Source organism: Paraflavitalea devenefica, from assembly GCF_011759375.1.
Lineage (GTDB): Bacteria > Bacteroidota > Bacteroidia > Chitinophagales > Chitinophagaceae > Paraflavitalea > Paraflavitalea devenefica.
Map to the genome: position 1 here is coordinate 551,915 of NZ_JAARML010000005.1, position 25,963 is coordinate 577,877.

21 protein-coding genes are annotated in these 25,963 nt (G+C 46.4%); 8 read left to right on the top strand and 13 right to left on the bottom strand.

Annotated features, from left to right (window positions below):
• The first annotated feature begins 463 nt into the window (after positions 1 to 463).
• Positions 464 to 994, top strand: a complete 531-nt coding sequence (locus HB364_RS26940) for a hypothetical protein (RefSeq protein ID WP_167291522.1) — start codon at positions 464 to 466, stop codon at positions 992 to 994.
• A 266-nt stretch (positions 995 to 1,260) separates the two neighbouring features.
• Here HB364_RS26940 and cls read toward each other — a convergent pair whose 3' ends face one another.
• Together cls and HB364_RS26950 are read right to left on the bottom strand one after the other, a co-directional pair.
• Positions 1,261 to 2,715 (bottom strand): cardiolipin synthase, encoded by a 1,455-nt coding sequence (gene cls, locus HB364_RS26945; RefSeq protein WP_167291523.1) that lies wholly within the window; start codon positions 2,713 to 2,715, stop codon positions 1,261 to 1,263.
• Positions 2,716 to 2,870: 155 nt separating this feature from the next.
• A complete protein-coding gene (locus tag HB364_RS26950) occupies positions 2,871 to 3,602 on the bottom strand; it encodes an ABC transporter permease (RefSeq protein ID WP_167291524.1) in 732 nt (243 codons plus the stop codon).
• A gap of 313 nt (positions 3,603 to 3,915) precedes the next feature.
• On the opposite strand from HB364_RS26950, the gene HB364_RS26955 reads away from it, so the two are divergent.
• The gene (locus HB364_RS26955; protein WP_167291525.1) at positions 3,916 to 4,338 is read left to right on the top strand and encodes a DoxX family protein; all 423 of its coding nucleotides are present in this window, start codon (positions 3,916 to 3,918) and stop codon (positions 4,336 to 4,338) included.
• Between the two features lie 55 nt (positions 4,339 to 4,393).
• On the opposite strand, the gene HB364_RS26960 is transcribed toward HB364_RS26955, so the two are convergent.
• From HB364_RS26960 to HB364_RS26975, 4 genes are all read right to left on the bottom strand, one after another.
• Entirely contained in the window at positions 4,394 to 5,209 is an 816-nt protein-coding gene (locus tag HB364_RS26960; protein ID WP_167291526.1) for a KilA-N domain-containing protein, read from the bottom strand.
• Between the two features lie 237 nt (positions 5,210 to 5,446).
• Positions 5,447 to 5,857 carry a lipoprotein gene (locus HB364_RS26965; protein WP_167291527.1) on the bottom strand — a complete coding sequence of 137 codons (411 nt, stop codon included), beginning with the start codon at positions 5,855 to 5,857 and terminating at the stop codon, positions 5,447 to 5,449.
• Between the two features lie 5 nt (positions 5,858 to 5,862).
• The gene (locus tag HB364_RS26970; protein WP_167291528.1) at positions 5,863 to 6,306 is read right to left on the bottom strand and encodes a hypothetical protein; all 444 of its coding nucleotides are present in this window, start codon (positions 6,304 to 6,306) and stop codon (positions 5,863 to 5,865) included.
• A gap of 69 nt (positions 6,307 to 6,375) precedes the next feature.
• Positions 6,376 to 9,558: a COR domain-containing protein gene (locus tag HB364_RS26975; RefSeq protein WP_167291529.1), complete on the bottom strand. Its 3,183-nt coding sequence runs from the start codon at positions 9,556 to 9,558 to the stop codon at positions 6,376 to 6,378.
• A gap of 445 nt (positions 9,559 to 10,003) precedes the next feature.
• On the opposite strand from HB364_RS26975, the gene HB364_RS26980 reads away from it, so the two are divergent.
• On the top strand, positions 10,004 to 10,876 hold the full coding sequence (locus HB364_RS26980; protein ID WP_167291530.1) for a hypothetical protein: 873 nt from the start codon (positions 10,004 to 10,006) through the stop codon (positions 10,874 to 10,876).
• 107 nt (positions 10,877 to 10,983) lie between these two features.
• Positions 10,984 to 11,553, top strand: coding sequence for a hypothetical protein (locus tag HB364_RS26985; RefSeq protein WP_167291531.1), 570 nt, complete (start codon positions 10,984 to 10,986; stop codon positions 11,551 to 11,553).
• 102 nt (positions 11,554 to 11,655) lie between these two features.
• On the opposite strand, the gene HB364_RS26990 is transcribed toward HB364_RS26985, so the two are convergent.
• Entirely contained in the window at positions 11,656 to 14,589 is a 2,934-nt protein-coding gene (locus HB364_RS26990; RefSeq protein WP_167291532.1) for a TonB-dependent receptor, read from the bottom strand.
• A gap of 153 nt (positions 14,590 to 14,742) precedes the next feature.
• On the opposite strand from HB364_RS26990, the gene HB364_RS26995 reads away from it, so the two are divergent.
• The 3 genes from HB364_RS26995 (at position 14,743) to HB364_RS27005 (ending at position 17,289) form a co-directional block, all read left to right on the top strand.
• Positions 14,743 to 15,669 carry a phosphoribosylaminoimidazolesuccinocarboxamide synthase gene (locus tag HB364_RS26995; RefSeq protein WP_208420111.1) on the top strand — a complete coding sequence of 309 codons (927 nt, stop codon included), beginning with the start codon at positions 14,743 to 14,745 and terminating at the stop codon, positions 15,667 to 15,669.
• A gap of 126 nt (positions 15,670 to 15,795) precedes the next feature.
• Entirely contained in the window at positions 15,796 to 16,266 is a 471-nt protein-coding gene (locus HB364_RS27000) for an OB-fold protein (RefSeq protein ID WP_167291533.1), read from the top strand.
• Between the two features lie 147 nt (positions 16,267 to 16,413).
• Complete coding sequence (locus HB364_RS27005; protein WP_167291534.1) at positions 16,414 to 17,289, top strand: SDR family oxidoreductase; 876 nt, start codon at positions 16,414 to 16,416, stop codon at positions 17,287 to 17,289.
• Here the strand turns inward: HB364_RS27005 and HB364_RS27010 are convergent.
• Entirely contained in the window at positions 17,286 to 18,029 is a 744-nt protein-coding gene (locus HB364_RS27010) for a class I SAM-dependent methyltransferase (RefSeq protein WP_167291535.1), read from the bottom strand. The two genes, HB364_RS27005 and HB364_RS27010, sit on opposite strands and share 4 nt — an antisense overlap.
• Positions 18,026 to 19,225: an amidohydrolase family protein gene (locus HB364_RS27015; RefSeq protein WP_167291536.1), complete on the bottom strand. Its 1,200-nt coding sequence runs from the start codon at positions 19,223 to 19,225 to the stop codon at positions 18,026 to 18,028. Before HB364_RS27015 ends, HB364_RS27010 begins: the two co-directional genes overlap by 4 nt.
• Positions 19,226 to 19,325: 100 nt before the next feature.
• Between HB364_RS27015 and HB364_RS27020 the strand changes: the two genes are divergently transcribed.
• A complete protein-coding gene (locus tag HB364_RS27020; protein WP_167291537.1) occupies positions 19,326 to 20,441 on the top strand; it encodes a lactonase family protein in 1,116 nt (371 codons plus the stop codon).
• Positions 20,442 to 20,462: 21 nt separating this feature from the next.
• Here the strand turns inward: HB364_RS27020 and HB364_RS27025 are convergent, their stop codons facing one another.
• The 4 genes from HB364_RS27025 to HB364_RS27040 all read right to left on the bottom strand — a co-directional run bounded on the left by HB364_RS27025 (position 20,463) and on the right by HB364_RS27040 (position 25,961).
• The gene (locus tag HB364_RS27025; RefSeq protein ID WP_167291538.1) at positions 20,463 to 21,218 is read right to left on the bottom strand and encodes a LuxR C-terminal-related transcriptional regulator; all 756 of its coding nucleotides are present in this window, start codon (positions 21,216 to 21,218) and stop codon (positions 20,463 to 20,465) included.
• 191 nt (positions 21,219 to 21,409) lie between these two features.
• A complete protein-coding gene (gene trhO, locus HB364_RS27030; protein WP_167291539.1) occupies positions 21,410 to 22,441 on the bottom strand; it encodes an oxygen-dependent tRNA uridine(34) hydroxylase TrhO in 1,032 nt (343 codons plus the stop codon).
• A 493-nt stretch (positions 22,442 to 22,934) separates the two neighbouring features.
• Entirely contained in the window at positions 22,935 to 25,475 is a 2,541-nt protein-coding gene (locus HB364_RS27035) for a DUF5686 and carboxypeptidase regulatory-like domain-containing protein (RefSeq protein ID WP_167291540.1), read from the bottom strand.
• Positions 25,476 to 25,619: 144 nt separating this feature from the next.
• On the bottom strand, positions 25,620 to 25,961 hold the full coding sequence (locus HB364_RS27040) for a hypothetical protein (RefSeq protein WP_167291541.1): 342 nt from the start codon (positions 25,959 to 25,961) through the stop codon (positions 25,620 to 25,622).
• Positions 25,962 to 25,963 lie beyond the last annotated feature (2 nt).

The following is a 25,963-nucleotide window of genomic DNA, read 5'->3' on the forward strand; positions in this document are numbered from 1 at the left end:
GGGTCCAAATTGGTCCTATTAGTTATAGGAAAACAGATGCTGGCATAGAAATTTTCTTCGACACCTCCAGTCAAATAGAAGTAGATAAAGGAGGCATCAGAGCTGGCAATTATTATTTGGAGGATCTAAATGATCTGATCAAAGTATTGGATACTCTTGAGAATATGTAACAGGTCTCTTGTCATCCCCCGTGAAGTGCTTGTGAAAAAAAACAAATAAAAAATGGAGTGTTCCACGGGGAACCACAATATGGACGAGTGTTTCACGTTGCGGTAGCGTCCCTTGACTTGTGTCAAATTTTACCGTCTATTTTGCTGGCTGCACAATAAAACACCAGCAGATCTAAACCTGTCCAGGCACTTATACAGTAGCTACAAACCACCGGGGCCTGGAAATTGCTACCTTCAAGGGCGAATAAAATGCAACATCACCAATTATCAGCACACATTAAGCCTCACCATTTATGTCCACTTCTAATGCGACGGTAACCTCCGATAAGTTCGGCATTTATTTTACAGGTATACCCCGGGAAAAAGCGCCTGCGGTTTCCTATAAGCTAAGGACTTACTATATAGATCATTTAACAGAGCACTTATTCAAACGGGCGGGTATCGTATTGAACCAGCAATGGCAAATTATGCTTTCCATCATCTTTATGGAGGAAGGCCCGCACTATACCAGTAGCGAGATTTTCCTGGCCAAAGGAGCAAGAACAGTCAGCCAGGAAAAGGCGAAGATCTATGAAATGATTGTTCCCCTGAAGCTGGTATCGGCGCACGATGACATCCTGGAAGGTACCATCCATGTGCTGGAGCAGGCCTTAACGGTATTCTTTACCCATCAATATAAAAAAGTAACGACGCCCCTTATGCAAGCGCTTTGGGAAAAGGTAGACCTACCCTATTTACGGTCGTTGCCATTTCCGGCTCCTTTGGCAGAACAGAAATATGTGGGAGATTTGGTACGCCCGGATGGAAGTATTGAGTTTTATTAAACGAGTCCTCCGTGAAAAACGAAAGCGCTAAAACTTTTTTTCCTTTCCCTTCTTCTCAGATATGCCTGAACTACAACAGATAGCTGTTTAAAAAGTGGAATACTTGTGAAAAAAAACAAAGAAACACGTGATGTTCCACGGGGAACCACAATACGGGCGCGGTTTTCACGTTACAGTAGTCAAATTGACTTATGTCAAATTTAGCTCCCCTCCTGCCGTTATCCCGGTATACCTTTCAATCATCCATTGCACTCATCCCCCGCCACTCACAACATCGGCGCTACCAGCCGGGCTGTCTTTTCGGCCATCTCATAATACCAGGGCCGCGCATCCCAGGTAATGGGATCAATCCTTTCGGCGCCTTTCAGGTCTTCATAAAAGATAGTGCGTAATTCATGGGCGATCGCCTGGTCATACACAATGGCATTCACTTCAAAGTTGAGGTCAAAACTGCGGTAGTCCATATTGGCGGTGCCTACAATGGCCACCTTGCTGTCGGTCACCATCGTTTTCGCATGTACAAAACCTTTCTGGTACCGGTATATCTCCACACCCGCTTTCAGTAACTCACTGTAATACGACCGGGCAGCCGTATTCACAAATACAGAATCTGAAACGCCCGGCACCAGTAGCTTCACTTTCAGTCCGCTCAAGGCTGCCACGATCAATGCTTCGAGGATGCTTTCACCCGGGATAAAATAGGGCGTGGTGATCAGGATCTCTTCCTGTGCCAGGAAAATGGCCTGCAGCAGCGAAAACAGGATCGTGGGTCTGTCGGAATCCGGACCGCTGGCAGCTATCTGCACCAGCTTATCGCCTTTGGCGGATATATGCGTTCTGGGAAACAGGATACTGTCAGGCTCAATATGCTCATTGGCACAAAAATTCCAGTCGGCCAGGAAAAGATACTGCAGGTATTGTACGCCTGGTCCTTCAATACGCAGGTGGGTATCGCGCCAGAACAGCTTACCAGCGTCATTGGCGTCATTAACATACTTGTTGCTGACGTTGATGCCGCCTACAAAGCCCACCTTGCCATCCACGACAATGATCTTGCGGTGATTGCGGTAATTGAGCCGGTTGGCCAATGCAATAAAGATGATCTTGTGAAAAGGAAAGACCTGTACCCCGGCTGCCCGTAAACGGCGTACCATTTTCTTACGGATGGAGCGGCTGCCAAAATCGTCATAAATAAACCGCACATCCACTCCTTCTTTGGCTTTCCGGATCAGTATCTCTTCAATAGCCCGCCCTGTTTCATCATCCTCATAAATGTAGTATTCGATGTGGATATGGTATCGTGCCTTTTCGAGCGCTTTCAATACTTCCGGGAACTTCTGTTCGCCATTCACCAGTACTTGTACCTGGTTGTTGGCCGTTAAGGGACTGGAACTGTCTTTCAGCAGCAACCGCGCCAGTTCTTTGTTATGGGCAATGGCCGGGTTACTGCTTTCGAGGTTGTGCAGGGTGTAATGCACAATGGCCGACTGTATTTTCTTTTCGAGGTTATTATCCCTGACCAGCTTTTTGTTGTATATCTTTCTTTTCCGGTAATTGATACCAAAGGAGAAGTAGATAAAGACCCCTGCTATGGGAACGAAAATAACCAGCAGCAGGTAAGCTACTGTTTTGGTAGTACTGCGGGTATCATAAATGATGCGCAGACTTGCCAGCGCTACTACAATGATGTATACAATTTCGTAAACGGGTAACCAATTCATGGGCGACGCGCCGGTTAATACAGCCGGCCTGTTGAATGCGCCGCTAAGGTAATTTCTTTAAGGGGATTATTTCACTTTGGCGCATATCAGGTAAACCCTGAGTGTGCGGGAGTCGCCGGATGTGTTGTGCACCGATAAGCGCCAGGCAGTACTGGTTATTCCGCTCTTGTCTTTGATTTGGAGGCTGCCTGCTCGTAACTGGCATTGGGCTGCAGGCCAATGTATAGCTTAAAAAAATTATGGCCCCAGTTGGTGGCGGCGGCTTTTACCCAACCTCCGCTTGTAAAGGCGCTGAATGCTGTGATATAATCAAACTGGAAAGTGGAGTTACGGGGAACGTCTTTTATCACAGCCGTTACTTTCCGGTCTTCAAAGTTATCGATGCGGATCATTTTGTTGAGGGGATCTGCATCGCCAAATAAAGCTTTGGCAGTCGATTCAGTGAGTACAATGGAATAAGGATCTTTCAAAGCCGTAGCTGCATTGCCTTTCAGAACAGAGAACTGAAATATTTTCAGGAAGTCGTCCCCACCTATCATGCCCTTAGGACGCAATCTTTTATCTCCTAGCCCGAGCACATTGTCAACAGGACCAAAAGCGGGCGTTGCCCAGGCCACTTCCGGGATGTCGTTTTTCAGCGCCTCTGCCAATGGCAAACATACTCCGTCTTGTGTGTGTATCTCTCCGTTATTGTTATAATTAAATCTTACCTGGTAGGCCTGCTCATAGCCGGGAAGGAAACGATCATAAGATGACTGGTCATATACCCAAAGGCCGATCAGCAAAGCAACAGCCATACCTGTTGCCAGGCCAAGGATGTTTAATATACTGTATGCCTTATTGTGTAGCAGGCTGCGCCACGCGGTTTTAAAGTAATTGCTGAACATAATGCAGGGAATTCTGGTGTAACTGGTTGTGGTAAAGCTGCTAAGAAAATGCCATCTTTTGAAGAGGTTGCCAATCAGGGTATTATGAATTTATGAAAAGTGTAAATGTGCGGTTTCGATACAATGGATGTTCGCTTGTATGTCTGTCATATTCCCCACGCACTGCATGGGGATTCTTACTTAATTGGTCACGCAATGCGTGACTTTTTCAAAAGCCTGGTGCTGGTCGCAGTCGCCCCCCTAAAATGACTGGGACACCCCCCTTCAAAGAAAATTCCTGTTGATAGCTTTGTTCCATCAAAAACAAAAAGTCATGAAAACAACAAACATTCTCTACTGGATCTTTACAAGCCTCTTTGGCGCCTTTATGCTTATGTCGGCTATCCCTGACATTTTCAGTCACCCGATAGCTATTCAGGGCATGCACACCGAATTGGGTTACCCGCTTTACTTTATTCCTTTTATTGGAGTAGCAAAGTTCCTGGGTGTTATTGCTATCCTGCTGCCCGGCTTTCACCGTTTGAAGGAATGGGCTTATGCCGGCTTTGCGTATGACCTGATCGGCGCCACCTATTCTGTATTTTCCATTGGCAAGCCCGACTGGGTATATATGCTGCTCTTCGTCGCCTTTTATACTTTTACTTATATTCTGTACCGCAAGCGGAAGAAATTGCTGGAGCAGGCGAAACTGGCCCCACGTGCAGAAGGCGTACTGGTTACCAGTGCGATGGCGTAAACCGGTAATTTATCCAATTTAAATCTCCACATACTACGTGGAGATTTAAGTTGACTTATTTCAATTTTCTTATCGTGCTGTTCGCAACTAAGGATTTCATTTGGGCGATGGCAACTTTGTTTAATTGTATTAGTCTCTCACTTTGAGATAAATTCTGTTGGATAAGTAAAGCATTTATACCTTCCATATTACTCAAAACGACCAATTGCTCAAGTGTTGCATGATCCCGGATATTACCGCTTTTTTCGGAATTTGCCTCTCTCCATTCTTTAGCAGTTACTCCAAAGAGGGCAACATTCAACAAATCAGCTTCGCTGGCATAAACTAAATTTGTCTGTTGTCGTGTAATTTCTTTTGGTATCAGATTTTCCTTAATAGCATCAGTATGAATGCGATAATTGATTTTGGAAATAGTACGTTGCAAACTCCATTCTAATTGAAGCCGGTTGCTTTCCTCTGCTTTCAGGCGTTGAAACTCTTTGATGAGGTAGATTTTGAATTGTGGGCTGATCCACATACCAAATTCAAAAGCAATATCCGGATGGGCATAAGTACCTCCATAGCGGCCTGCTGTTGCTTTCAGTCCGATAGCGTTTGTTTTCTCAACCCACTCTTTAACGCTAAGTTTGTAGCTATTTAATCCAGCCTGACTTTTAATTATGGCGAATTCGCCATAATTAAAAATGGGATTATAAACAGATTCCCAAATGCCCAGATATTCAATCGTATTCCTGTTACGAAGCCAATCAGAAAGAAAAAAATCACCGTCTTTTGCTTTCAGCATATCAGTAAGAGAAATAAATTCTTGTTCATTTTCAACAAGAATGGTTATTTCCCTTCCTTCAACTTGTATTTTTTTGCTTTTACTCATATTGGCACAAATTATAATTACAAACCAGGTCAATTGGATAGGTTTTAACAGAGCTTTCCTATAAGCACCCTTATAAATGCTAATGAGATTCTCTTTCTTGCTAGTTTGACCGATGTGCTGTGTTGTAGTGGAGAAAATAAGAAATATAAATGCTAATTTCGGAAAAAAGCTGCATGATAACAATATTTTATTAATATTAAAGTGTCATTATATCAATGCAGTAGAATGTCTTTTCGGTTATTGGCAGCAAGCTTGCTTTATCAGCTTATAACTATCATAACGAAATACTTTTGCTTTTTTTGCTGAGCTTTTGGATACTTTGCTTTCATACGAGTCCGAAATTCCTTTGTCCGTATAAAATTGCCCGGTGAGTTTAAGGTTGTTGTCAAAATACCCTTTTGTATAATAATCTTCGGGGATCTTCAGCTTTGGATTGGCCGGTTCAATGAAAATACAATCTTCTTCTTTGGTTTCGTAGTCAGGATTGTTCCTGAAATACTTTGTTTCAATAAAATCGGCACAATCACAGGCCCAGTTGATATGCGCCACTTCGATAGTTTCTATTTTACCGGAAAGCTTTGTCGGTTGATCGCTGCAACCTGTCAGCAGTAAGACTCCGGAGATTACCAGGAGAACTATACGTTTCATGGAAGCTATATGTCAAGTGTTAGGAAATAGGCTTTTCTTGTTGTTGTATCATACCACAAGAACCAAAACTGCTGATCCTGCCGCCGGCTAAGTGGTTTGGCATGAAAGATAAAAGTCGTGTCCCACCAGGCGGCGGGTTCGCTGTTTAATCCGCCAAATAGTCCCCTTGTTGCGCTGGGTTCCGGTTTCAGCTTCAGGCTGGTGGCAATCTTTTTAACTGTTGAATCGTGGCACTCGAAGGCAAGCCAATAGGATGCGTCTATGCCCCATTCATCGGCATAGATATTAATATTTTTGACATCCTTACCGGGATTAAAGCCCATAAACTGCCGGAAACTTTGCTGGTTGCTGGTACAGGACGTTATGAGGAAAATAAAAATGCCTGGTATAAGGGTTAAAAGCCGGCTTAACCGGTCAGTAATCTTCTTATTAAAATCTTGCAGGGGCATATAATGGGGCTTACAGGGGTATATAGCCTAAATATACGCAACCTGACTCAATTCAGCGCAGTCACGTTATCAGGCATCTGCCTTTCCAGCCACAATCCGCTCCAGCAACTTCAGGACATCTTTGGGCAGGGCCTGACTGGTATAGAAGTCCTCTCCTGTTGGATGCAGGTCTTTTTCGATCATCATCCGCAGGCATTCCTGGATGATATACCAGGCCATGTTCTGGTTGCTGAAATCCACCACTGGTTTGGCGGTATAAGGGAGCGCTGTAAATTGTCCAAGGTTATTACGAACAGTAGTCCATTGGCAAAAATCCAATATAATGGGAACTATTTTAAAGGCGGGGTCTTTGGCTTGCCGTTCAAAAGCTTTCTTTATTTCATACTCCTGGATATATTTTGTTTTCATGAAATTAGGACTCACCATAAAACATACAATATCAGACTGTTCAAAATGTTCTTGTATTACGTCATGCCAGTCTGATCCTGCAGTTAGCTCCGTACAATACCAGTGTGCTACTTTTCCATCTTGTTGCAGAGGCGATAGGTGTTCAATGAATTTATTGACGAGAGGTAAATCTTCTTTGGAATAAGAGATAAACATCTTTTTTCCATTTCCAGCGTTCAAGCGGCTTTGAGATTGATCCAGGGGGCGCCCGAAAAAAAGCACTCCATCCAGCAATTCGTTGATATTTATAGCGGAAAAAGGTCTTTTTTTGCATTCAATTGTATTCTTGCCAAATTCTTTTCGCTCTAACAATTCACTATAATCATAAAAATGAGTATCCTCAGTGCCTTTGCAGGTAATACAGTTACAAGGCACCATTTTATAGTACCTGCTTTTATACACGTGCTCCTCACTCTCTAACCTTTTAAAGAAATCGTTATTAAGCGTATCTATCTGAAATGTAATTTTATGCATCAATTCCTTTGAAAAAGGACCGTGTACGCGAATGCTTATTTGTTTATTATCCCACGACTCTAATATTTCTGCAATTGTACTTGGACAATCCAGGCCATTCCCATTAATTTTTACACCTGTTTTCCATACTAATTGCTCATTATTTTGCAAATCAATATGCTTATGAAGACGTACAATAAGCCTGGTAAGTAACCCCCTGGGCATAAAGTCGTACCTATATTGCAAAAACAAATCAGTTCTTAAATGCCAGGTATAGCCTTTGGGGAACGTATCTGGTAGCATTTCTGGAACAATATATACTGCATTTTTTATATTGTCTATCTCGTAGCACAATTCAAATTTCATCATTAAAGCCAGCAACTTCTTATGAACATCTTTCCTATATCCTTTATGTTCCCATATTTTCGGCAAGTCTTCATCTTTGAATCTCCCCTTTTTATCCTTAACCTCCGTATTATCCAATACAGCAAATACGGCATCCGTGGCCCATACATTCTGAAGAATAATAAAATCCTCCAAACTCCCATAATCCTGAAAATGCAGAAACACACCCAGATCATGAAAAATACGGCTTAATTCCATCTGTTTCTCAAAATCAGTCACCTCAAAACGACTGCACAAGGCCGAATAGTCCTGCCGGCTTATATAGGGTGTTCTTTTACCCTTCTCCTGTAACTCCGTTCGAATATTCATCCAGTTTCTTGGCAACGGAAAACCTACTAATGGCAAACGTTTTATCTCATTCTCTACATCTTCTTTAAATCGATTAAACTCTTTTTCTTTATCTTCTTTATAAGCTGCATGAGACGGGATCAATGCATTTAAGTCTAATTTGTAATCATTTTTAAGGAATGAAAAACGTATTTTCTTTTGGGGGAAGTCAATATTTACCTGACGCCCATTTTTTTCGTTTCGTACTAAAAAAAGAGGACTATTACCGCCTAACAACTCAACAGCCTGAAGCCAATAATTAATGGTTGAATCGTTATTGCCAACACTATCTTTTCCTGTATCCATCACTAAAACATATAATGATCGATGGGTTAAGAAGAATTGGTGGGTAGTTTGATATATCTGTTGGCCTCCAAAATCCCAGACGTTGTAATAAAACATACGTGACTGGCCTTCTTTATCCATAATATTAAATCCTATTCTTTGAATATCTATGCCCCTGGTGGTTTCTTCTTCCTCGGGCAAGGCAGCATAGCGATCTACTAATTTAAAACGAAGCGAAGTTTTACCGGCTCTCGGCTCTCCTACTATTAGCATTTTTGCTTCATACAAATATTCTACACCCTGCGAGTGCATTTCGGTAAAATAATGTACAATGCTTTTATTTCCTTGTTTTACAATTTCGACAGGAGGAGTAGTCAACGGGTTATCACTTATATTAATATCTCCATAATTAGTTTTCCAAACTTTATCAAGTACTATGCTCATTGGGGTATTCCCCCTCTGAAGAAAAGTTAACAACTGTTTAATATTCTGTATCCTGTTGCTACTGAGATTAAGCTGTTGTAAGTTTATTAAACGCTCTATACCTTCCAGGTGAGTTATCTTATTCCCGTTTAGGTTTAGTTTTTTTAGTTCTGTCAGGTTTGTTATTTCTTTTATAGCAGATATTTGATTTAAACTGAGATTTAATTCACAAAGAGCTCTCAGTTGTTCCAGCCCATTCAAATATTGTATTTGATTAGAGCTTAAATCCAGTTCCTGTATAGCCGTCAACGATTCCAGACCTACAACATTGCTCAGTAGATTGGCATTTAAGTGTAACTTTTTAAGGGAAGATAAATCTGACAAGCTTTGTGCATTTCGTATTTGATTTCCGCTTAGATATAAATCTTCGAGTGACGTTAATTCTTTGAGGGGGCTTATATCGGTTATATTATTATTACTCAGATCAAGTTCCTGTAGTGATGACAATTGCCGAATCCAGCTTATTTCCTTTATTTTATTATTGCTGAGATTCAGATAAGACAATTTTTTAAAGTTGTAGGTGTCCGATAAAGATCTAATGGACCATTCGCGGTTACCATCTCCGGCACAAATAAGTGTACTAATTTCTATTAAATCTGCAAGGCAGGATGGCGCAACTGTAAGCCTATTGGCATCTCCCTGATTTTTGCTATATACCCATTTGTTCAAACGATAATTCCACCATTTATTACTAAGGACAAGGCTCTGCAGATGTTTGCATTTTCTTAATTCAGTATCTATTAAATCTCCTTCAATAAAGTCTTCATTGGTTAACCCACAGTTACCCAGATCAAGCTCGGTCGATTTATTTTCATAGCATTTATGTATCAATTCAAGAGCCTGATTACTCATAAGCAAGTTTTAAGAATGATTTGCAATCAATTGACTTTGAAGATATAGGATATTTGATTCCATGCAAAATACTGATTAGCAACTTGACATGTATCATACACGTTTCTCCAAAAGATACACCAACTTAGATAGTGTACCCGCAACACGCCCTCTCTTTCTACCTCTCGCACAACCTCCCCTTAACTTCTACCTACCTCCAACCTCAGTGAAAGCATTCCTGAAGCATTCCGATTCCAATCCGCCAGCCAGGATATTCCGTACATATCCCCTATATATCCCTATGATATCCCGTAGATGATCCCATCTTTAAGAGGTGGAGATATCTACGGGATAAGTAATAGTTGTGTAGGGGATGTATACGTTATATACTAGCTAACGGCAGGCTGGCGGTATGCTTACGCCAGCCTTCAGCAATGCATTTGCTTACCTTTAAAACCATCTTATTATGGCCAGAGTAATTGCCGGCCCGGGCGCCGGTTTCCAGGGGTCAGTGGATGACCTGTCTTTTTATAAAATGAGGGGCGTGGAAGGCACCATTGTTCGCCGCAAGGGCGGGCCCTCCAAAGAGCAGGTTAAAAATGCCCCCTCCATGGTACAAACCCGCCGGGGCAATTCAGAATTTGCCGGTAGGGCCAAAACAGCCCAATGGATCATGCGGTCCCTCTTTTACCACAAATCCCTGGCCGACCACAATATTGCCGGTCCCCTCAATGCCCTGATGAGGCCTGTGCAGGCACTGGATGGGGAGTCGGTGTTGGGACAGCGTGATGTACGCTTATCAGCCAACCCACAAATACTTAAAGGCTTTTCCCTGAACCGCAACAATCCCTTTGATACGGCCATCAGGTATCCTATTGAGTATGTATTGGACCGGGACACGGCTACAGCGTTTGTTCAGGTGCCGGAACTACAGCCGGGTATTAATCTCTTTGCCCCGGAAAAGTATCCCTGGTTCAGTATTGTTATTTCCCTGGGTATTGTGCCCGATCTTGTTTTTACCAAAGACCAGGAGCCGGCCGATCCGGATTATGATTCCTTTACCGACTCCGAAGCCAGGTCTTCCGTTCATGCCTACAGCTATACGCATCCGGAGTATCAGCTATTAGACACGCTGCCAGTCTGCGCCGTTACCGTATGGCACCCGGTGAAGAAAGGCTGCCCCGCAATACCATTGGATCTGCAGTTGCTGATACCCCCACCCGATAACCATTTTACCCTCCTGCTAAGCATCGGCATCAGGTATGGCATACAGGAAGATGCCCAAACCATCACCCAGGCCCGGTATGCAGGGGCCGCCAAAATATTGGCGGTGGAATAGTCTGAACCCTGACCGGTTTTGGCTTACCCTATTTTTGTGTATTTTAGCTATGGTACGTACAAGGCCCCGGCCTTCGTAATGATATCCTTGTAGTAACACCCCGAACAATGATCAAACTCCTGACCAGCATTTCACTGATGGCAGCATTATTGTCTTGCACCAATAATGACCGGAAAGAAAATACTCCTTCCACTAAAGACTCAATAGCTGTTGTTGGCGCCAATAAAAGCGTTGACAGCCTGACTCCTGACGGTTATTTCAGCATTGGCAAAGACTCTATACTCATCTCTCCATTTGAAATAGCTGTCAGTTTAAGTCCCCGGGCTGAAGAAAGGATTAAACAAGGAAAGGAAACAATCATTGTTCATGTTTTTTTTACAGGGACACCCAGAGACAGTTCCGGGGCAGAACTCGAAGAAGACGGTTCTTTTCATGTGGCAGCAACGAAAAAAGAGATTGTTTATGGACAAGTGGCAAGATTTGACAACGTCAGGTTTTCCCACAAGATATATGACCAGCTTGCTGACAAGGATATTGAGCTGGGCGTAAATGTTTATAGCGGACGAAAATCCTCGCCGGATAATTTGTTAAACTGCGAGTCCCTGTTCGACAAGATCAGCCACGTAGCGCACAAACGGTTTACTCTAGAAGGCAAGCTGATTTATGGAGACGATTAAGCACCTGCACTACCAATTCCCTCAATTACCCAATATGAATGCATAAAAAAATGCCCGCCATTACAGCGGGCATTTTCTATGGCAAGTATAAACAAATAGCTTTTAGAATACATTATACGCAAACGACACGTAGTACACCCCACCGATATAAGGGTTACCCAACGCGCTGTAATAATATTTATTCAGCAGGTTGGAAGCGCCCAGCTTCACCAGGCTGCGGATCTTCGGGAATTTGTAGCTCACCATTCCATCGAGCGTACCGAAGGAAGGAATGGTACCGGCCGCAAACGTGCCCTGCCACTCTACTTCATCCTGCCAGCGGTATACGAAGTTGAAACCCCAGGGACCTTTGGCAATGCCATCATTGCCCACGCCCACATTGAAACGCAGTTTGGGCGTATTGAAGAAGGTGATCAACCCGGCAGGTACATCATTCAACTGATCGCCTGATACATTGGCGCGGAAGTTATAACCGCCCCGCGCCTGGTATTCACCGCCAATGCCCCAGCCAATGGCTTTTACATCTTCTTCTGAATTTTCGGGATAAGAAAAGTTCTCGGTAGCAAGTGGGTTGGCCACATTGGTCACCGGCGGAGCGAGGGCCCTGCCTACTGCCCGGCGGGCAATGAAGTCCTGGTACTGGCAATAGTATACATAGGCATCTACCAGCAGTTTTTTTATGGGCAGACCGCGATAGCCCAATTCATACGAGTTGGCCGTTTCGGGTTTCAGTGGTTTAAAGGGCGCCTGCTTTAATAAGCCCGGATTGGGCGTACCAGCAGCTACAGAGGCCCGGAAATCACCAATACTTTCGGCGGTATATACCGGGTTGGTGTCAAAGTCATAATAGTCCTGGAATACCGGCAACCCGCCAATGAGCCTGGCGCCTGGTACAGCGAGATCAATGTACTGGTCCTGCGTGGAGGGAAAACGATAAGCGGTCTGGAACGACAGGCGAATGTTATTATCCTCCGCTACTTTGACCAGGGCAGTTACCCGGGGGGTAAACCGGCCATCAAAGTTCTCGTTCTTATCGTAGCGACCGGAAGCGGTCAGCTTCAGTACATCATTGAACAAGCGCTTTTGTAACTGGATATAGCCGCCATATTCGTCAACATCAATCCCGCCACTGTCCCTGAAAATCGTGCCATTGGAGTTGAGGTGATAAATACGGTAATTGGCGCCTACCATCACTTCCACCACTTTCACATAATCGCTTAGGTTGAGCTGGCCTTCCACATGGTAAAGAGCCGATTTATCAGCAAACCGGGCTCCCCCGGCAGCAGTTTTATCGTTGATATTGGTATTGATGGCCGTGTTAAACGCCGTTTCAAAAGCCGCAGTACCGGGTACTAACCGGCCATTATCAGCGGCGTTCCTGGCAGCGCCATGCGCCTGAGGGTCTGCTAAAACAGGCAGCCAGCCACCCGATCCATTGGGAATGATGCCCAGCCTGGAAACACTATATATGCCGGCATACTGCTGGAACCAGGTAGCGTTAGGCTTCCATAAGTTATTGACAGCCAATGCTGCTGTGGTAGCCGTATAGGAGTCGCCGGAGTTTTCCTGGGTAGTGTAAGCCCTTACAAACCAGTTCTTGGCTTTTACCTCGGCTAAGTATTGACCCAGCTTAAAGTTCTTGAGCGAATAGCGGTCGGCCCCGGTATATACCGTAGTACCCGTACCCCAGTAGGCCAGCAGGGAAGCTTCAATGCTGGGAGTGATCTTATAATATAAGCCGGCATTCAGCTTTACGCTATAGGCATTATAATCTACGAGGTCTGCTTCATTATAGCCTGTCCGGCTCACCAACTGGCTGCCAAAGATGCCTTTATAGGGATTATTGGCCGCAGGGGCGGTGGGTATGAGGAAAGGAAGATAGGCCGCAAGACCGGCAAAAGCCGGATTGGCCGCAATCTGTTGGGCGGTAAGGCCGGCTGCGATGCTGGCATCCACCCCTGCAACGCCAGCCGGTGAAATAGCAGCCACCTGGGCCCTGATCACCTGCGCAAGGCCTTGCATACTTGCGCTGGCCTCATCGCCATATACATTGATACCATCGTAGTTATTATCGCTTTGCCGGTTACCGTCTTTCACGGAACTGAGTACATTGTTACGGGCCAGGTTGCGGGTATCATTGGCCTGCCAGTCTTTGGCGGCAACGAACTGTCCGCCGATCTTGAAGGCCAGTTTATCACTGATCTTTTTACCCCAGCGCATGGCCCAGTCATAATAGGGAGAAGCGCCGCCCCGCGGGCTGTTGATGTTCATGATGCCCTGCTTTACCTGGAAACTCAATCCCTGGTATTTAAAGGGGTTCTTGCTGGTGATGAGCGCGGTACCGGTCATACCTCCCGATCCATAAAGGGCTGAAGAGGCGCCCTGCAGCAACTCCACATTGTCAATATCCAGTTCGGTAGGTCCGGTGATGATGCCTACAGAGAAGTTCAGCGCCGGCGCCTGGTTATCCATTCCATCCACCAGTTGGTTGAAACGAAGGTTACCACTGCCATTAAAGCCCCTTGTGCTGAGGGTATTGAAAGTGATACTGGAAGTGGTCATATCCACTCCTTTGAAATTGGCCATGGCCTGGTAATAGCTCGGTGCAGCAGCAGCGCGTACACTGGCAGCCCCCATGCGTTCGATAGATACCGGCGATTCAAGGATACGTTCTGCCACACGGCTGGCAGATACCACCACTTCCAGCCCCAATACAGAACCAGGTACAAAATTCACCTCTACTGCATCGGAGGCATTGTTGACGGTTATTTCCTGCGATTCATATCCGATAGAGCTGAACAGCAATGTTAGAGGTGGGCGTTGACTGGTAACGAGTTTAAAATTTCCACGTTCATCTGAAAAAGTGCCGGTGGTAGTGCCTTTTACAGTAACAGAAACAGCCGGAACTACATCTCTATTGGTACTGTTCCGGATGGTACCGGTAATGGTATAAGTCTGGATCTGTGAATAAGAAATGACGGCAATAAATAGTAGAATGCTTGTTAAGGCCGCCTGACAGCGGAAGCTTCTTCTCATGATGGCAGTTTTTGTTAATAGTATTTGTTATCACTAATCTACGTATTGTAAACATCACCTTAAAATTTAATTTTTAAACATATACGTGGTGATTGTTAATATCTCAGTCATTCTTTTTTTCTGGCATTTGACCGCCTGCTCTATATTCGCGCCATGAACGCATACCAATTCCCCGGACAGACAAGGTTTTATAAAGGTAAAGTGCGAGATGTGTACACCATCAAGGACGAATGGCTGGTGATGATCGCCTCTGACCGCATATCTGCATTTGATGTAATATTACCCAGACCCATACCCTATAAAGGACAGGTCTTGAACCAGATTGCAGCTTATATGCTGGAGGCTACCCGTGATATTTGTCCCAACTGGTTGCTGGATGTGCCGGCGCCCAATGTGTCGATTGGTCAAAAATGCGAGCCGTTTAAAATTGAAATGGTGGTGCGCGGGAATCTTACCGGCCATGCCTGGCGTACGTATGCCAGTGGCAAAAGAACACTGTGCGGCGTAGCCCTACCGGAAGGCATGCACGAAAATGACTACTTCCCTACTCCTATTATTACCCCCTCTACCAAAGCAGCCGCCGGCCATGATGAAGATATTTCCAAAGAAGAGATCGTCGCCCAGGGACTGGCTACGGAAGCCGACTGGAAGATACTGGAACAATATGCCCTCGCCCTGTTTGCCCGTGGCAAGGAAATAGCTGCCAGGCAAGGACTGATACTGGTAGATACCAAGTATGAGTTTGGCAAGTACAAGAATGCCGTATACCTCATGGATGAGGTGCATACGCCCGACTCCTCCCGTTATTTTTATGCCGATGGTTTTGAAGAGCGCCAGGCCAACCGGGAAAGACAGCAGCAACTGAGTAAGGAGTTTGTACGGGAATGGCTCATCGCTAACAATTTCATGGGCAAGGAAGGACAAACTGTGCCGGAGATGAATGACACCTGGGTGAATACCATCAGCGGCCGGTATATTGAGCTGTATGAAAAGGTGATTGGGAAGCAGTTTGTGCCCGAGTTCTGGGATGAGCAGAAAACACATGACAGCATTGTGCATGCGCTGAATAAACTGGGATAACGGATACCGGTGGCAATATTTTCAGCCGGGATTACGTTTATAGGTAGGCGATAAAACACGCCACCTATATTAAAATCCCTATATATGCAAAACTCTGCAAGCCCTAAGAAAAAAATGTCACTTGGCATGAAAATCCTGATCGGTGTGGGTATACTCGTCCTGATCGGTGTCATTGGCGCCCAGCTTGATGATAAAAAGGAAACGGCTTCGATCGCCTCCAGTGCTACTGCCGAACTTACCCAGGCCCAAAAAGACAGCGTAAAAAAGGCCGAGGAAGAAGCCATCAAAAAGAATACGATTACCGCCAAACAGTTAACGGCCGCCTATGCTGACAATGAAGTCAGTGCCGACAACAATTATAAAGACAAATCCTTTTATGTGAGCGGCACCATTACTGATATCAAAAAGGATATCCTGGATAATATTTATGTTACGCTGGAAGGCAATGAAATGTTCAGGCAGGTACAATGTTATTTTGAGGACAAAGAAACTGCCGGCAAATTACAAAAAGGCATGAAAGCTACATTCCAGGGAAAATGCGACGGCCTTATGATCAATGTGCTCATGAAAGATTGTGTACTGTATAAAGCAGAATAACTTATATAAAAAGCTAGTAGTGATGGCTAGTGGGAAAACTCCCTGCTAGCCATTTGCTATTTACCACCAGCCCTGATTTCCACAATTCATACAAATTCTCTTTTGCATCGTTGGGAGGCCGGGGTACCTTTGGCCTAAAATCAATACATGCAAAAGATACTGGTCATTGGCGGTACCGGCATGATCGGTAAGCCGGTTACCCGGGCGCTGATAAAGGCCGGCTTTGCAGTGAGTATACTGGCCCGTGATCCGCAAAAAGCGCAATCCTTATTCCCCGGCGCCCGCATTGTACCCGGTGATGTATTTGACCCGCTCAGTTTGCTCAAAGCTTTTGAAGAACAGGAGGCGGTATACATCAGCTTAAGTCCTCCCCGTACTGCCCGGCGCAAAGACCGTATGCCGGAAAGGGAAGGCATTGATAACATTATTACCGTGGCGCAGAAGACCGGTATCAAAAGGCTGGCCCTGCTTTCTTCGCTGATACAGCATTACAATGGCATGAATGGCTTTCACTGGTGGATATTTGACATCAAACAAGCGGCGGTAGAAAAGGTGAAACAAAGTGGTATTCCCTATACGATCTTCTATCCTTCTACCTTCATGGAAAGCTTTGACCAGTTGCTGCTACAGGGAAAGCGCATTATGCTGGCAGGCGATTCCAAAGCTCCCATGTATTTTATTGCGGCCGATGATTATGCGCAACAGGTAGCGCGTTCTTTTCAGTTACTGACAACTGAAAGTAAAGAGTACCCTGTTCAGGGGCTCACCGCTTATAACTGGAAGGATGGCGCGCGGATCTTTATAGCGCATTATACCAGGGCTCCCTTAAAGACCCTGAAAGCCCCTTTGGGTATATTCAAGTTAATGGGTACCCTGATCCCGATGGTTGATTACGGGGCCAAAATATCAGAAGCGTTGAACAAATATCCTGAACAGTTTGAAGCACAGCAAACCTGGACCGAACTGGGTAAACCCACCATTACACTGGCACAATATGCATCGTCCATTGCCGTGAAGCGTTAAAGCTCCTTTTTAAACAGCCATCCGTATAACAGCGCTGTATGGTAGGACTGCTCATAAATGTGCAGGGCGTTTTGCTTTTCGTAAAAGAATTTGATGGCTTCATCTACCCTCCTTTCTGTAAAAGCTTGTTCTTTCCAGTGCAATGTTTGGGCAAGCGCCTGTAGTTGGGGAAATGTATGCAGATAGTTTTTAATCACCACTTTTTCTTTACCGTGGGCAAAAGAGCGCTCCGCCCCTTTCTGCAGGGCTTCCGGGTGCATGTCGGTAATGAATACCAGGCCACCGTTTTTCAATACGCGGTCCCACTCCTGCAAGGCGGCAGGCAGGTTTTTAATATAGCCAAGAGCCAGGTTACAAATAATAACATCGCAGGTACTATCGGGCAGTTCCGGTAGTAAGTGATCCCTTAATACATGTGTTTCAGCGGGCGGGAATTTCTGACGCAGCTTGTCCAGCATTTCTGCTGATACATCATACCCTATCAGCCGGAGCGGACGATGGGCAAAGAGCTTTGGCCAATGCCGTCCGGTACCGCAACCAATATCTGCTATGACTTTGTTCTCCACAGCAACATTTCTCATCATGGCGGTAAACACCTCATCATCCAGGTAGATCATCAGGTTGCCCGGCTGGTCATCATAGGTAGCAGCCCAGCGATCATAAGCCCGCACGGCATCCATTTCTTTCTTGCCCTGCACCAGCAGGCGTACTTTCCTCTTTATGTGTTGTAGTAAGGTCATGCTGTTTGTGCTACACTTTTTACGGGCAATGCCAGTCCGGGAGCATGGGCATGGATCGCGCGGATCAGGGCCTGCAGGTCACCGGCCACATACTTACCCGCATTGTTCACCCCTATGGCGCTATAGTCTTGCAGGACCTGTTCGCTCAGGTGGAGCTGGTGAAGCAGGCTTTCATCAAACAAAACGATCTTTCCTTTCTTCAGCACCAGCAAAATGTCTTCCGGGTTAATGGCGAAAAAAGAATCCAGGCTACCTGGCTGTCCCTTTTGCCGGGCAATCACGATATCGGCCTGCATGCCTTCTTTCAAGGCGCCCACTTGCGGCTTATTCCACAAGGCAGCAGGCGATGTAGTAAGGGCATTGAACAATTCCTCGTCGGTGAGTAAACCTGTTTTCCGGGCCAGGCGCACCTGCTCCCAGGTATTCCAACCGGCAGAGAGTGTGGAGTCGGTGCCGAAAACAATGGAAGTGCTTTGCTTAAGCTGGTTGATCGCCGCTGTAGCGCCCAGTAAAAAGAAGTTGGAATCCGGGCACCATACCAGGCCTGCAAAAGCCCTCGCCTGCCGGGCATCCATGGCCACCCCATGAATACCGATGAGTTTTTTCTTAAAGATATTCCAGTTGATCAGGGTATTGATCTCCTGCCGGGCTTTGGCATTGGTGCCTTCCCCGATGTGGATGGCCCAGGGCCGGCCATTGCCCAATGGTTTGTTGAGTTTCAGTCGCCACCCTTTTTCCAGTTGCACCGAATGCAGCATATTGCAATCCTGGAATACCTCAATGCAGGCGTCGGGTGCGGACACATAGTGACCATGATGCACCACCGTAGTGACGCCATTCAGCAGGTTTTTGTACACGCCCCATTGTACCCGCAGGTCGCGGGGCACCTGTAGCACGGGGTCAATCAGGTGCTTGTTGACCGCATGTATATCCGTACCCCATTCCGTATAATCATTGTACACGCGGTTGCCCAGCTTTGGGAAGAGGTCGAAGTCAAGATGATCGTGGGAGTTGATAAGGCCCGGGAAGGCGATGCAGTTATCCAGGTGAAGGGGTAAGGCGTCAGGTCCGGAGGACTCCTTTGGTGAAGGCAGGTGTAGGCTATTGCTATTGCCGGCGACATGGATCACCCCTTTATCCACCAATAAGGTTTGGGTAGCGCCATTAACAACCGGGATATGATGCAGGATGATCATTTGCCCGAATATACGCAACCAGCAGCCTGATAGTTGCTGCCTGAACAGACAAAAGCCGCCCGGATTTCCGTGGCATGATTATATCATGTAATTTCCGGGCATGAAAAAGCTGCTTTTTAACCTGTTCATGATGACATTGCCAGTACTTGCTATCAGCCAGGAATATTACCTGCTTATCGGAACCTATACCTCCGGTAAAAGCGAAGGCATTTATGTATACAAATTCAACAGCGCTACGGGCGATACCAGCTTTGTAAGCATGGCGCCTGTCAGCAATCCCAGCTACCTGGCTGTTGCCAGGAATAAAAAATACGTGTATTCGGTGATGGAAGATGGGGAAGATAAAGGCAGTGTGGCGGCATTTGAGTTTGACAAGAAGACCGGAACGTTGAAATTCCTCAACAAACAGTCCAGCGGCGGCGATCATCCCTGCTATGTATCCATTAATGAATCGGGTAAGTGGGTGACGGTAGCCAATTATAGCGGTGGCAATTTTTCCCTGCTGGGAGTAAGTCCTGATGGCTTCTTGCGGAGCGCGGAAAGAACCATCAACCTCTCCGGCAATGGCCCCGATAAACAGCGGCAGGATAAACCGCATGTGCATTCCACCGTTTTTGATCCGAAGGAAAAGCACCTGCTGGTGCAGGACCTAGGCACCGACCGGATCAATGTGTATACTTTTGATGATAAAACGGGCGAACTGAAAGAGGCCAAAAAGCCGTATGTGGCGGCGAACCCCGGCGGCGGCCCCCGGCATATTGATTTCCATCCCAACGGAGATTATGTATACCTCATGGAAGAGATGAGCGGCCATGTGAATGCCTATGCCTACAATAAAGGCAACCTGCAATTCCTGCAAACCATCTCTGCTGTTAAAGCAGATTATAAGGGGGCCATTGGCAGTGCAGACCTCCATGTATCGCCCGACGGCAAGTTCCTCTATGCTTCCAACCGTGGTGATGAGAACGATATTGCCATCTTCGCTATCGACAGGTCAACCGGCAAACTGACCCTGAAAGGTCATCAGTCTGTGCTGGGCCGTACACCGCGCAACTTCAGCATAGATCCTACCGGCCGCTACTTGTTATCAGCCAACCAGAACAGCAATGACATTGTGATCTTTAAACGCGATCCCGAAACCGGCCTGCTCATTGATACCGGCAAGAAGATACTAATAGACAAGCCGGTTTGCCTGAAATGGATTGCGGTGAAATAAGCGTATGGACTCACCCCTACCCTATGCTGTCGTTCGGTTGAGCAGTTCCACCACATTGTTGACCTGGTATTTTTCAAACATTTTACTGCGGATATTGCGTACTGTATTATGGCTGATGCTTAGCTGGTGCGCAATTTCCTTGGTGGTAAGTCCCTGCCGTATCAATACAATGAGGTCCTGCTCACGGGGTGATAGTTTTTGAACCGTTTTATCCGGGCAGCATTCGCCCAGCTTTATCAGCGCTTCATTGAGTTTGAATACTTCCACTTTTACACCGGTAAAAGTTTTCTCCTGGGTGATATCGCGTATCATACAGAAGTAAACCCTGTTGCCATTGCTGAGGCGGAAAGAGGCCTTTTCATCATGCACGTACAGGTAATGTCCTTTGGCATGCAGCAGGCGGTAATGGAAGGTGCAACGGATATTCAGGTGGTCTTCGGGCGGTTCATTCCTGACGATGGATTCGCAGTATTCAAAACAGGTTTGCAGGTGAGGCGCATCCGCTTCGTGTATCAACTGCAACATGCGCTCCGGCCGCTCCCTTTGCAACTGTTCCGGGGCATAACCCGTGATCTCCCGGCAATTGCTGCTCACATAAAAGAAGTCGTGGTGCTGTACGGGGCAGGTCATGATCAGCCATTGCGGAAATATCTTGTGCAGGCTGTATAAGGTAGCCACTATCTCATCATTGTAATTAGGTACAGCTTCAAAGACCCGCTCATCAAGAAATGCCAGGATACGGCGGGAGGTCCGCGCCAATAGTGTTTTGTGCATCATGCTGAAAATGGTTTTGCGCCACGGCGTTCTTTTCTCCGCAGGGTCTCCCGCTGTTGCGGGACAAGCTCTTCGGGAGACCCTGCGGGGAAGTAAATTCCATAGTGCTTAGGGAACTCAAATTTCCCATTTAGCCCTGCTGTTTCCTATCACCGAAAGGGGGGAGAGCTGGTTGCTGGTAACTGGTTGCTGTACTATTGAAGCTTCGGCCTTAGCCTTGCCCGGGACTTATTGAAGATATTACTGCCTTTGTCAACGCCTTTGCGCAGTTCCTTTTGTTGCTCCACGGGCAGGTGGATGAAGTCATGGCAGGCAGTGCTGCAACAGCCTTCATATTGTTTAGCGCACTCTTCACATTGAATGAAGAGCAGGTGACAGCCTTCGTTGGCGCAGTTGGTATGTGTATCGGCGGGTTTACCGCACTGGTGGCATTTGGCAATCACATCTTCCGTGATCCGCTCGCCCAGCCGGTCGTCAAATACAAAGTTCTTACCGGTGAACTTGCTGTCCAGGCCCTGTTCTTTCACCTGCCGGGCATAGTTGATGATGCCGCCTTCGAGGTGAAATACATTTTTAAAGCCATTGTGCAGCATATAAGCGCTGGCTTTCTCACAGCGGATGCCGCCGGTGCAATACATGATGATGTTCTTATCCTGCTGGTCCTTCAGCATGTTGACCGCCATCGGCAGTTGTTCGCGGAAGGTATCGCTCGGCACTTCCAGGGCGTTTTCAAAATGGCCCACCTCATATTCATAATGGTTGCGCATGTCCACTACAATGGTACCGGGATCGCGCAGGAGGTCATTCATTTGTTGGGCATTCACATATTTCCCTTTATTGGACATATCAAAAGCGGGATCTGCAATGCCATCGGCCACGATCTTATCGCGCACTTTTATTTTGAGTACCCAGAATGATTTGCCGTCATCATCCACGGCTATGTTGAGCCGCAGGCCATTTAAGGCGGGAATGGTATACAGGTACTGCTGCAGGGCCTCGTAATGGCCCGCTGGTACGCTGATCTGGGCATTGATGCCCTCCTGGGCCACATAGATGCGTCCGAACACTTTCAGGGCCTGCAGGGCCTTATACAGCGTATCACGGAATGCCTGGGGATCTGGTATGGGGAAGTACTGGTAAAAGGAAATGGTGATCCGGGGTTCTGTTTCCTGGTACAAACGTTCCTTTAACTCCTTCTGGGAGACTCTGTTGTGTAAAATAGCCATGGGTAAAATTTTGCGACCGTATGCCTGACGGTCAAAATTTTGAAACGGTGCAAAGGTAAGAAAGTTTCGGGTTGGGCGTTTGGGGTTTCGGGTTCTTCCGGTGTAACAACCTAAGTATAGGGTACTTGCCGTATTCGAAAGGCTTTTGCTTAGCAGTAAATAGAGAAGTTGGTAAGGTACTTATATCGCGGCAGCAACCCGGAACACCAAACCCGGAACCCGACATAAAAAAAAGGGCCCGGATAGAAATCCAGCCCCGTTTTCAAAATCCAATATCCTATGAAAAACCGATAATGATATTTCAATTGGCGTGCCAATCCGTTTTTAAACGGGAAAGGCCGTGCCAGACCGGCAAAACGCTCCCACAGCGGGAAGTTTTTTCTGATAATGGGAAAAAGGAGCTTTGAGCCACGAGCGGCGAGCTGCTAGCCAATACCATTTGCTGTTAGCTTTTTGCTCGCAGCTCAAAGCTCACAGCTCGTAGCCTTGTATTCTACTCCGGCAACTGGATGGCGCCACCCAGCAGTCCGCCCAATCCGATACGCACTCCTACCTGTCCTTTCTGGCCATTGAGGTAAGAAGCCACAACATCCACCCGCACCAGTTTGAAGATGTTTTCAATGCCGCCGAACACTTCCACATAGTTATTGTCCTTGTTTACCCAGAAGGCATTGCTGCCGCCTACGAGGTGCCAGTTCAGTTTTTTGAACAGGGGGATCTTGTTGGTGAGGAAACCATTGAAATGATGTTCCAGGTGCCCTACTGCATAGAAGGAAGCGGTGGTGCTGTTCTCATAATAAGGCGCCAACTGGAAGCTATTGAGGTAACGGCTGGCAAAGATCAACTGGTTGCCGTTAAAATGCTGGTAATCCTGGATGGGCACTTTGTTGTCATTGATAAAGCCGCCAATGCCGAGGCGGTACTTCATCTGGCCCTGCAACCTGAAATTCATATCATCCCATACGGCAAAGCTCCACTTATCAAAATCCACATCACTGCCCAATACGTTGTCCAATCCTTTTTTATACGAAACAGAGAAAGTAGGGTATTTAGAGCCGATGGCCTGTTTGCTGTGCGGATATTGTACATATCGTTGTCCCGGCTGATACTGCGCCCCTATGCTTGCGATGAGGGCCTGGTGACGGATGAACTGTCCCGGTATTTTTTCATTGGGATAGTTGGGCGAAAACACCTTGTCCTTATCCTTGAAGATCGAGAAGTCGGTCGTATTCTCCAGTGGCAGGCGGTCCTCATACAACACACCGGCGGTAAGACGCAGGTCGCTGTCAAAACGCTTGTTGTAAATGAGCTGGCCGAAATAGTTCTCATAGATCTTCATGTAATTCCGGCGGTTGAACAGTGTATAGAGGCTGTTCATTAAGGGAGAGATAGGTTTATCCTGGTTAAACTGGCTTACTCTTTTACCCCCTGCCAGCGTCCAATTGGTCCTGCTGGTAGTGCCACCATCCTGGTCCCAGTTAAATTCCCTTTTCCATAGCTGTAAAGTGCCCCAGGCATTGAGGTGGGTATTACTGAACCCATACCGCACATGGGGTGTAAAACTGATCTGCCGCCCCGTTTTGGGGAAGGACCGGACGATGGTAGCTTCCGCATTGGCCACCAATCCCTCTACAGTATTGTATTGCAATTGCGGCAACAACGGCCTCCAGGTAAGCCGCACCGGTCTTTTCTGGTTATAATTAAAACGGTTGAATCCGCTCCACATTACTCTCATAACGGTGATCTTACCCTGTTTGCGGCGCATGGAATCTGTGCGGGCTTTTGTCCATAAGGAATCGCGCCGGTATTGCATGGCACTGTCCTTGATCTTATAATCTTTGGCTTCTTCCAGCTCCAGTTGTACCGGCCGGATAGAATCCCAGTAGGCCTTTGACTTTTTATTGATGGCTGTATCGTACTTGATCACCACATTGTTGAAATAGTTTTTCTTGAACCCGGGATCAATATCATACTTGTTGTACACATTCAGGAAATTACCGGTGGCGTCAATACCAAACAGGTTAAACGTGAAATACACTACCTGGTCCTTGGTTTGCCATACATTATTGCTTACCGGCACATGGATCTGCTTGATGCGCATGGTATCCAGTATTTCCAGTTGGGACTTTTTGGTCAATTGAAGTTCCAGGCTATGGATGCGCCAGTCGCCTTCGGTAATATTGATCGTACCATTGAACAGGGGTTCATAATTGCGGCGGGCGATCACCTGGATCTGGTTGATCTCCTTGCCATCTTCCCAGAAAGAGCCTAAATATTTATAAGCATAATAATTGAGCGCCCCATCGGCAATAGGCGATACAAAGCCGCGTGGGTTGAATTGGGAAGTGAGTACATTAACGCTGTTATTATAAAAGTTAATAAAGGTGGGAAAGTTAAAACCATAACCTCCCTGGGAACCACTCTCCCTTCCGGAAAGCACCTCCAGCTTTATTTTATTGGGCTTTTTGTAGGCTATTTTAGTGATGGACTCAGACAGGTGTATGATACCTTTGCCGGCAGAATCCACGCCCATCTCCTTTCTGTCGTTCTCTTCTATCTTTTGTCCGAATATCTTTTTGGGCAGCTTACGGGTTTTGATGAGGGTTTTAATATAGGCTTCGCAGGTAAAGGAGTCCAGCGGCGCCACATAGTCTTTTTTCTTACGGATGGCATTGCGGATGATCTCGTAGGCCGGGTCTTCGGCATTGGCCTTGACCACTACTTCCTTCATAGTGGTTTGCTGAACGGCCAGTTCGAAGTTAAGGGTGAGCGCGTCATTGGTTACGGTGACCGTTTTTTCTACCTTGGCATAGCCTACATATTGGCAGGTGATGGTATAGGTGCCGGGCGACAGATCCAGGAAATAACTGCCCTGGCTATTGGTAGTGGTGCCGGTGGTGGTCCCTTTTACGAATACCGAGGCGTAAGGCAGCACTTCGCCCTGCTGGTTCTTAACGGTACCACTTACGCGGCCGGCCTGTGCACATATAGAAGATAAGAATAATGTAGCTAAACAGAGTAATGTTTTTGTCATAGCAGTGGTTATGCAACGAAAATAGGAGGTTTCATTACAAGCCCCACTCCATGTATAACATTTTCAACAGTTTTAACAACTTGCGGGGAAGCGGTTAGCTTTTAGCCTTTAGCTGTTAGCAATTAGCAGCAACCAATCAGCCACTCACTTCTTTCTAACGTAGCTTCCTGTCAGGGCGGCGAAGCCGGCTACGAGGGCGGCCACCAGTGCAGTAACCAGTATTAATAAGATCCAGGAACCACCGAGGGGAAATACCTGCGCCATTTTTTGTGAGAGGATGTGCTGGTTCTTCATATCTATCCAGCAGGCCAGCAGGCCCCACAGGAGGAATAATCCAAGAAAGCCAGACAGGTAAGCTTTCCAGGGCTTTTGGGGTATGAGGGCTGCTACCATGAAGGCTGCAACAGCCAGGCTCCACCAGCCCAGGTAAAGACCGGCAGCAAAACTTAATAAAGCGGTTAGTATAATGGAAACAATGAATTTCATCT

Bases quoted from the DNA above. Each gene is read 5' to 3' on its own strand.
- HB364_RS27000 (WP_167291533.1), top strand. From the start codon at position 15,796: ATGAAAATCCTGATCGGTGTGGGTATACTCGTCCTGATCGGTGTCATT.
- cls (WP_167291523.1), bottom strand. From the start codon at position 2,715: ATGAATTGGTTACCCGTTTACGAAATTGTATACATCATTGTAGTAGCG.
- HB364_RS26950 (WP_167291524.1), bottom strand. From the start codon at position 3,602: ATGTTCAGCAATTACTTTAAAACCGCGTGGCGCAGCCTGCTACACAAT.
- HB364_RS26970 (WP_167291528.1), bottom strand. From the start codon at position 6,306: ATGCCCCTGCAAGATTTTAATAAGAAGATTACTGACCGGTTAAGCCGG.
- HB364_RS26975 (WP_167291529.1), bottom strand. From the start codon at position 9,558: ATGAGTAATCAGGCTCTTGAATTGATACATAAATGCTATGAAAATAAA.
- HB364_RS27010 (WP_167291535.1), bottom strand. From the start codon at position 18,029: ATGACCTTACTACAACACATAAAGAGGAAAGTACGCCTGCTGGTGCAG.
- HB364_RS27015 (WP_167291536.1), bottom strand. From the start codon at position 19,225: ATGATCATCCTGCATCATATCCCGGTTGTTAATGGCGCTACCCAAACC.
- HB364_RS26955 (WP_167291525.1), top strand. From the start codon at position 3,916: ATGAAAACAACAAACATTCTCTACTGGATCTTTACAAGCCTCTTTGGC.
- HB364_RS26940 (WP_167291522.1), top strand. From the start codon at position 464: ATGTCCACTTCTAATGCGACGGTAACCTCCGATAAGTTCGGCATTTAT.
- HB364_RS27025 (WP_167291538.1), bottom strand. From the start codon at position 21,218: ATGATGCACAAAACACTATTGGCGCGGACCTCCCGCCGTATCCTGGCA.
- HB364_RS26965 (WP_167291527.1), bottom strand. From the start codon at position 5,857: ATGAAACGTATAGTTCTCCTGGTAATCTCCGGAGTCTTACTGCTGACA.
- HB364_RS26990 (WP_167291532.1), bottom strand. From the start codon at position 14,589: ATGAGAAGAAGCTTCCGCTGTCAGGCGGCCTTAACAAGCATTCTACTA.
- HB364_RS26985 (WP_167291531.1), top strand. From the start codon at position 10,984: ATGATCAAACTCCTGACCAGCATTTCACTGATGGCAGCATTATTGTCT.
- HB364_RS27005 (WP_167291534.1), top strand. From the start codon at position 16,414: ATGCAAAAGATACTGGTCATTGGCGGTACCGGCATGATCGGTAAGCCG.
- HB364_RS26995 (WP_208420111.1), top strand. From the start codon at position 14,743: ATGAACGCATACCAATTCCCCGGACAGACAAGGTTTTATAAAGGTAAA.
- HB364_RS27020 (WP_167291537.1), top strand. From the start codon at position 19,326: ATGAAAAAGCTGCTTTTTAACCTGTTCATGATGACATTGCCAGTACTT.
- HB364_RS26980 (WP_167291530.1), top strand. From the start codon at position 10,004: ATGGCCAGAGTAATTGCCGGCCCGGGCGCCGGTTTCCAGGGGTCAGTG.
- trhO (WP_167291539.1), bottom strand. From the start codon at position 22,441: ATGGCTATTTTACACAACAGAGTCTCCCAGAAGGAGTTAAAGGAACGT.
- HB364_RS26960 (WP_167291526.1), bottom strand. From the start codon at position 5,209: ATGAGTAAAAGCAAAAAAATACAAGTTGAAGGAAGGGAAATAACCATT.
- HB364_RS27035 (WP_167291540.1), bottom strand. From the start codon at position 25,475: ATGACAAAAACATTACTCTGTTTAGCTACATTATTCTTATCTTCTATA.
- HB364_RS27040 (WP_167291541.1), bottom strand. From the start codon at position 25,961: ATGAAATTCATTGTTTCCATTATACTAACCGCTTTATTAAGTTTTGCT.